Raw genomic sequence first — 6,785 nt, 5'->3', positions numbered from 1 at the left:
GGCAAGGCCGCGGCCTTTCTGCTCTCGCCTGCGGCGTCGTATCTCACCGGGCTGATGCTGCCGGTGGATGGTGGGGCTCTGCACAACTTCTGAGCCCCGCGCGACGTCAATGTGCGGCTGCCCCGCGCGAGGTGGGGCTCCGCCCAGACCTGGCCCCGGCCAGACGCCGAGTGCGGACCATGGGCGCCTCCGGCGGAAGGTCCCCACCCCGCCCCTCCCCGAAACCATGGGGCTCCGCCCCGGACCCCGCTCCTCAAACTCCCCCAGCTACCGCTGGGAGGTGCCCCCTGAGGGGCTGAATTCACGCCCCCGGGACGAACAGACACCCCGCACCACCGGGAGCGGGCCCGCACCCACCCCCCGCCAGCCGCCTCCAGGCTGAACGCCGCCCGGGCAGGCGCCCTGGGCCACCGGCGGGCAGCCGCGAGACGGCGGGAGGGGGCGGGGTCGCACCCATCCCTACCCAACACCCGGCCCCGGACCGAACGCGGGACAAGCAGGCGCCCGGAGCCACCGGCGGGTAGCCGCCGACGAGACGGGAGGGGGCGGGGTCGCAGGGGTGGTGTCCTGGACGCTTACGTGTATTTGTGGCGCCAACCCCCGGCCCACCCAACGCCCCCGGCCAACGGCGCCGTAAATATACGGTCCAGGGCACCGCCCCGGAGGCCCCGCACCCGCCACCCACCACGAACAGCAGGCGCACCACCCACACACCCGCACCCAGCGGAACCCGCACCCCACCGCGCCCCGGCCCGGCCCGGCCCGGCCCAACCCTGGGTGCCGCGGCGCTCCGTTCAGTCGGCGGCGAAGTCCAGCAGCACCTTGCACGACCGGCTCCGGTCAGCCGCCTGGCCGAACGCCTCCACCGCCTCCCGCGCCGGCCGCACCCCGCTGATCAGCGCGTCGAGCGACGGCTCAGCCGCCAACAGCCGCAACGCGTCGTCGAACTCGGCGTGGAAGCGGAGCGCGCCGCGCAGTTCGATCTCCCGGGCGACCAGGAGATTTCCGGCGAACGGGCTCTGCCCGGGCGGCAGCATGCCGAGTTGGACGACCACGCCTCCCCTCCGCACCCGGCGCAAACACGTGTCGAGCCCAGCCGCAACGCCCGACGCCTCGATCGCGACGTCCATCTCCTCGGAGGGCCAGTTGGGGTCGGCCGGATCGTCGGCGCGTACGCAGGCCGTCGCCCCGGCCGCCGCCGCGAACTCCAGGGCGCGGGGCAGCAGATCGGTCGCCGTGATGGTCGCCGCGCCTGCCGCGCGGGCCGCCGCGATGGTCAGGCAGCCGATCGGACCGGCGCCGGTGACCAGCACATGGCGGCCCTTCACCACGCCCGCCCGCCGTACCGCGTGCAGCGCCACGGCCAGCGGTTCGGCGAGGGCGGCCCGGCGCGGTTCCAGCCCCTCGGGGAGGGCACGCAACTGCGCCGCCGGGACGGCGATCCGGGAGGCGAAGCCGCCCTGGACATGCGGGGTGCGCGCGGCGCTGCCCAGATAGCGGGTGTCGCGGCAGACGTTGGCGCGGCCGTCGGAGCACTCCTGGCACACCCCGCAGGGGGTGGCCGGGTGGATGGCGACGGGGGTGCCGACCGCGGGCCCGGCCACGGGCCCGGCCGCGGATCCGGCCGCAGGCCCGACCGCGGATCCGGCCACGGATCCGGCCGCGCCCTCGCCGTACGCCACGACCGTGCCGACGACCTCGTGCCCGAGCACCATCGGCTCCTGGAGCCGGAAGTCGCCCACGCCGCCGTGCCGGTGGTAGTGGAGATCCGATCCGCAGATCCCGCCGTACCGGATCGCCACGAGCGCCTGCCCTGGCGCCGGTTCCGGCTCGGGGAGTTCCTCGACCCGCAGATCACCCTGTCCGTGGATCACGCAGCCCAGCACCATCCGCCCAGCCTCCTCAAGTGGTTTCGCGGGGTTCACAGAACGCTCGTCATGCCGCCGTCTACGTACAGCACCTGTCCGCTCACGAAGTCCGCCGCCGGAGACGCGAGATAGAGCAGCGCGCCGACCAGGTCCTCGGTGCGGCCCCAGCGCCCGGCCGGGGTCCGTCCGCGCACCCAGGCGCTGAACTCCTCGTCCTCGACCAGCGGTCGGGTCAGCTCGGTCTCGATATAGCCGGGGCCGAGCCCGTTGACCTGGATGCCGTACCGGCCCCAGTCCGCGCACATGCCCTTGGTGAGCATCTTCAGCGCGCCCTTGGTCGCCGCGTAGGGGGCGATTCCGGGGCGGACCACCTCGCTCTGCAATGAGCAGATGTTGACGATCTTGCCGTGGCCGCGTGGGGTCATCCGCCGGGCGGTCTCCCGGCCCACCAGGAAGGCGCTGGTGAGGTTGGTGTCCAGGATCTGCCGCCAGGCGTCGTCGGTGAACTCCAGCAGGGGCGCCCGGTTCTGCATCCCGGCGTTGTTGACGAGGATGTCGAGCGGGCCCACCCGCTCCTCCACATCGGCGATACCGGCGGCCACGGCCGGGCCGTCGGTGACGTCGAACGCGGCGGTGTGCACCCCCGCGTCGGCGCCGCCCAGCTCGGCGCCGCCCATCTCGGCGCCGCCCAGCTCGGCCGCGGCCTTCTCGAGGGCGTGCGGATCGCGCCCGTTGAGCACCACCGTGCAGCCGGCCTCCACCAGACCGCGCGCGAGGGCGTGGCCGATGCCCCGGCTGGAGCCGGTGACCAGCGCGGTGCGGCCCGCGATGTCGAAGAGCGGATGTGTCGTCATTGCGTACGTACCCCTGCCTTTGCTCAGCGCTAGATCACGAGTGACAGCAGCAGGACGAAGCCGAGCCCGACGACGGAGATGATCGATTCCATCACCGACCAGGTCCGCACCGTCTGCCCCACGCTCATCCCGAAGTACTCCTTGACCAGCCAGAATCCCGCGTCGTTGACATGGCTGAAGAAGAGCGACCCCGCGCCGATGGAGAGCACCAGCAGTGCCACATGGGTGCTCGACATATCGGCGGCCAGCGGCGTCATCAGCCCGGCGGCCGAGATCGTGGCCACCGTCGCCGAGCCGGTGGCCAGGCGGATGGCGACCGCGATCAGCCAGGCGAGCAGCAGCGCGGAGACGTTCCAGTCCTGCGAGATGTCCATGATCATCTTGCCGACGCCGATATCGATCAGCGTCTGCTTGAAGCCGCCGCCCGCGGCGACGATCAGCAGCATTCCGGCGATCGGGGCGAGCGAGTGCTCGACGGTGGCGGAGATCCGGTCCCGGGTGAAGCCCGCGGCCCGGCCGAGGGTGAACATGCCCACGATCACCGCCGCCAGCAGCGCGATCAGGGGAGCGCCGATGACGTCGGCGACCCGCTGGACGGTGTTCTCCGGGTCGTCCACGACGATGTCGACCAGCGCCTTGATCAGCATCAGGACGACCGGGAGCAGCACGGTGAGCACGGTGACGCCGAACCCGGGACGCCGCTCCAGCTCCTCCGACGGCCGGGTGGGGATCAGCCGGTCCGGCGGGGTGACATGCACCCAGCGGTCGGCGACGCGCGAGAAGACGGGGCCCGCGATGATGGCGGTGGGCACGGCGATGAGGACGCCGAGCGCCAGGGTGATCCCCAGGTCGGCGTGGACCGCGTCGATCGCGGCGAGCGGGCCGGGGTGCGGCGGCACCAGGCCGTGCATCACGGACAGGCCCGCGAGCGCCGGGATGCCGATGCGCATCAGGGAGAAGTTGCCGCGCTTGGCGACCAGCAGCACCACCGGGATCATCAGCACCATGCCGACCTCGAAGAAGAGCGGCAGCCCGATGATCCCCGCGATCAGCACCATCGCCCAGGGCATCGACCGGTTGCCGGCCCTGGCGAGGATCGTGTCGACGATCTGGTCGGCGCCCCCGGAGTCGGCGAGCAGCTTGCCGAGGATCGCGCCGAGCGCGATCAGCACGCCGACGCCCGCGACGGTCGACCCGAGTCCGGCCGAGAAGCTGGTGATGACCTTGTCGAGCGGGGCTCCCGCGACGGCGCCGAGCGCCAGTGAGCCGATCGTCAGCGACAGAAACGCGTGCAGCTTGGTCTGGGTGATGAGGAGGACGAGAACGGCTATGCCGACGAGGACGGCTATGCCGAGCTGTGCGTGACCTGCCGACGTGATCGGGTCGACGGTGTCCGCTGCCAGCATCTCGACGCTGAGTCTGGTCACGGGGGTTCCTAACCTGCGTTACTGGTGTTCGAGCCGCCGCAGTTCGGCGGCGGCCCGCTCGGTGATGAGCTCGGGTTCCGGGCCGACGTCCACGGCGACGCCGTACTCGTCCGGCTGCAACGGTTCGAGCGTGGCGAGCTGGGAGTCGAGCAGTTCGCCGGAGAAGAAGTGGCCCTTGCGCTCCTTCATCCGCTGGGCGATCAACTCGCGGTCGCCGGTCAGATGGAGGAAGACGATGCCGGGCGCGGCTGACCGCAGCCGGTCGCGGTACTTCCGCTTGAGCGCGGAGCAGCTCACCACGCCCCCGCCCTCGGCGTGGCCATGGGCCCAGGCACCTATGGCGTCCAGCCAGGGGCGCCGGTCGTCGTCGTCCAGCGGGGTCCCGGCCGACATCTTGGCGATGTTGGCCGGCGGGTGGAAGTCGTCGGCCTCGGCATACGGGACGCCGAGCTCCTCCGCCAGCAGGGGGCCGACCGTGGTCTTGCCCGTTCCGGACACTCCCATGACCACGACAACCTGGGGGGCGTGCATTGTGTGAAACCTCGCTGTCTTCTTCGACCTCGGCGCCGGGGACACTCAACCCCACAGATACGACGTATTCAAGAGTCCGTGACTTAAAAGTCATACTTATTTGAGGGGTGGCTGGCCGCGTAGGCTGAGCCCATGAACGAACAGGGGCCCCCAGGCCGTGGTCAGAAGCCCAGGCCCCAAGGGCTGCACGACCGGCTCCTGGAGTCCCTCGGCCCCGCGATCACGGGGGGCGACTATCCGCCGGGCACCGTCCTGCGCACCGATGAGCTGGAGCGGCGCTACGACGTCTCGCGCACGGTGGTCCGGGAGGCGGTGCGGGTCCTGGAGTCCATGCACCTGGTGGAGTCCCGCCGCCGGGTCGGGGTGACGGTGCGCCCCACCGAGGAGTGGGACGTCTTCGACCCCCAGATCATCCGCTGGCGCCTGGCCGGCCCCGACCGCCCCCGCCAGCTCCGCTCCCTCACCGCCCTCCGCTCGGCCATCGAACCCGCCGCCGCCGCGCTGGCCGCCGAGCACGCCACGCCGGAGCAGTGCGCCGAACTCACCGAGCACGCCCTCAACATGGTCGCCACCTCACGCGGCCAGCAGTTGCCCGCGTACCTGATCCACGACGTCGCCTTCCACCGCGTGATCCTGCGCGCCTCGGGCAACGAGATGTTCGCCCGCCTGGGCGACGTCGTCGCCGAGGTCCTGACCGGCCGCACCGAGCACCGCATCATGTTCACCGACCCCGACCCGGAGGCGGTCACCCTCCACGTCCGCGTGGCCGAAGCGGTCCGCGCGGGCAACGCGGAGGCGGCGGAGCGCTATACGCGGGAGATCACGGTGGGGGCTCTGCGAGAGCTGGACATCCTGGCGCCCTGAGGGCCCTGAGGGCTCCGAGGGCCTCGAAGTCGCCATGCCTGGCCGATTTCTGGGGAACAGTCCGCACCGGCCGGGTGTCGGGTGCGGGTTTCGTTTCGCGCCTTCGGCGCCTTTGAGCAGCGGGGCAGGGAGTGGGGGGCGCGGGCCTCGCCGCCGGGCGCCGGGGCGGTTCGGGTGGACGCCGGGGGCGGCTTCCGTGCTCGGCGGTCAAGCGTCCGTCCGGACTGCGCCGGATCCAGCCTCAGCGAGGAGTGGCGAAGACGTTGCGCTCCGAAAGGTCCGAGAGGAGACGCGCGGCCGCACGGAAGTCGGCGTCGTCGTGCAACACGACGAGCCCGTGGTGAGCGGCCGTCGCGCAGATCAGCCAGTCGACCACGGACAGGCTTTGATGCTGCCCCCGTTGAGCCAGGCGGTACTGGCCGGTCTCGATCCATTTCCAAGCACTCTTCGGGACGGAGACGTCCGGGAAGAGGTCGGCGAACATCTCCGTCATCCGGTCGTACTCGTCCAGACCGCGTGCAGACTGCCGAAACTCCGTGCGCTGCGGAGCGCACGAGCCGATGGCCCCCTCGTCCAGCTCATGGCCCCATAGATCATTGAGCTTGCGGTCACGCTGGAGACGCCAGACGGCCGTGGAGTCGGCAAGATAGCGAATCACGGTCAGGCGGCGCCCTTCTCCGTGCGCTCCGAGCCGCCTGCGGCACCCTTCTCGGCCGCGTGGCGTCGCCAGAAGTCTTCCTCGTCCCATTGCTGGGCCTGCTCAAGGTGCCGCAAGCGCGCTTCGGTTCGCGCCCGGCGCTCCGCGTACTCGCGGAGGGCGATGTTGACCATCTCCTTCTTGGTCTTGGCACCGGACAGCCGCATGGCTTCCGCGAGAGCGTCGTCGTCGATGTCGATCTGAGTGGCGGACATCGGAACCTCCAAGAGATGGGCTTCATACAAAGGTAGCCGATGTCGCATACAAAGCGCATGCGGTGCGGTGCTCGCCGCCGGGCGCGGGGGCGGTTCGGGTGGGCGCCGAGGGCGGCTTCCGTGCTCGGTGGCCAGGGCCCTCCGGACTGCGGGTGGTGGGGGTCCGGGTACCCCTGTAAAAAACGCTTGATATAGCGCAACTAATACATCAAGCGATTTCAGGAGGGGTACCCCAACCCCCCTGCTGTCCGGCAGCGGCCTCAGCCCCCTGCCGGGGGCGCCGCCACCGGCGCCCACCCCCACCGGCCCGGCGGTCGGCGACGCGGCCC

7 protein-coding genes and 1 pseudogene are annotated in these 6,785 nt (G+C 71.4%); 2 read left to right on the top strand and 6 right to left on the bottom strand.

What is annotated here, in order from left to right; all coding sequences use genetic code 11:
* Positions 1 to 93 (top strand): annotated as a pseudogene (locus KN815_RS41505) (SDR family oxidoreductase); the annotation flags it as partial.
* Between the two features lie 701 nt (positions 94 to 794).
* Here KN815_RS41505 and KN815_RS41500 read toward each other — a convergent pair.
* From KN815_RS41500 to KN815_RS41485, 4 genes are read right to left on the bottom strand one after another with little or no spacing between them, the layout of a single operon-like run.
* Positions 795 to 1,889, bottom strand: a complete 1,095-nt coding sequence (locus KN815_RS41500; RefSeq protein ID WP_216346955.1) for an L-idonate 5-dehydrogenase — start codon at positions 1,887 to 1,889, stop codon at positions 795 to 797.
* A 32-nt stretch (positions 1,890 to 1,921) separates the two neighbouring features.
* Positions 1,922 to 2,722, bottom strand: coding sequence for an SDR family oxidoreductase (locus KN815_RS41495; protein ID WP_216346954.1), 801 nt, complete (start codon positions 2,720 to 2,722; stop codon positions 1,922 to 1,924).
* A 29-nt stretch (positions 2,723 to 2,751) separates the two neighbouring features.
* Complete coding sequence (locus KN815_RS41490) at positions 2,752 to 4,149, bottom strand: GntT/GntP/DsdX family permease (protein WP_216346953.1); 1,398 nt, start codon at positions 4,147 to 4,149, stop codon at positions 2,752 to 2,754.
* A gap of 18 nt (positions 4,150 to 4,167) precedes the next feature.
* Positions 4,168 to 4,680, bottom strand: a complete 513-nt coding sequence (locus KN815_RS41485; protein ID WP_216346952.1) for a gluconokinase — start codon at positions 4,678 to 4,680, stop codon at positions 4,168 to 4,170.
* A 132-nt stretch (positions 4,681 to 4,812) separates the two neighbouring features.
* Here KN815_RS41485 and KN815_RS41480 point away from each other — a divergent pair, with 132 nt between their 5' ends.
* The gene (locus KN815_RS41480; protein ID WP_216346951.1) at positions 4,813 to 5,544 is read left to right on the top strand and encodes a FadR/GntR family transcriptional regulator; all 732 of its coding nucleotides are present in this window, start codon (positions 4,813 to 4,815) and stop codon (positions 5,542 to 5,544) included.
* 241 nt (positions 5,545 to 5,785) lie between these two features.
* Here KN815_RS41480 and KN815_RS41475 read toward each other — a convergent pair whose 3' ends face one another.
* Entirely contained in the window at positions 5,786 to 6,202 is a 417-nt protein-coding gene (locus KN815_RS41475) for a PIN domain-containing protein (RefSeq protein ID WP_216346950.1), read from the bottom strand.
* Between the two features lie 2 nt (positions 6,203 to 6,204).
* Entirely contained in the window at positions 6,205 to 6,456 is a 252-nt protein-coding gene (locus tag KN815_RS41470; RefSeq protein WP_216346949.1) for a type II toxin-antitoxin system VapB family antitoxin, read from the bottom strand.
* Between the last annotated feature and the right edge of the window lie 329 nt (positions 6,457 to 6,785).

This window comes from Streptomyces niphimycinicus (assembly GCF_018883605.1).
Lineage (GTDB): Bacteria > Actinomycetota > Actinomycetes > Streptomycetales > Streptomycetaceae > Streptomyces > Streptomyces niphimycinicus.
Note: the sequence above shows the minus strand (reverse complement) of the source record. Positions and strands in the feature narration are given on the sequence as shown.

Bases quoted from the DNA above. Each gene is read 5' to 3' on its own strand.
- KN815_RS41500 (WP_216346955.1), bottom strand. From the start codon at position 1,889: ATGGTGCTGGGCTGCGTGATCCACGGACAGGGTGATCTGCGGGTCGAG.
- KN815_RS41480 (WP_216346951.1), top strand. From the start codon at position 4,813: ATGAACGAACAGGGGCCCCCAGGCCGTGGTCAGAAGCCCAGGCCCCAA.
- KN815_RS41485 (WP_216346952.1), bottom strand. From the start codon at position 4,680: ATGCACGCCCCCCAGGTTGTCGTGGTCATGGGAGTGTCCGGAACGGGC.
- KN815_RS41470 (WP_216346949.1), bottom strand. From the start codon at position 6,456: ATGTCCGCCACTCAGATCGACATCGACGACGACGCTCTCGCGGAAGCC.
- KN815_RS41495 (WP_216346954.1), bottom strand. From the start codon at position 2,722: ATGACGACACATCCGCTCTTCGACATCGCGGGCCGCACCGCGCTGGTC.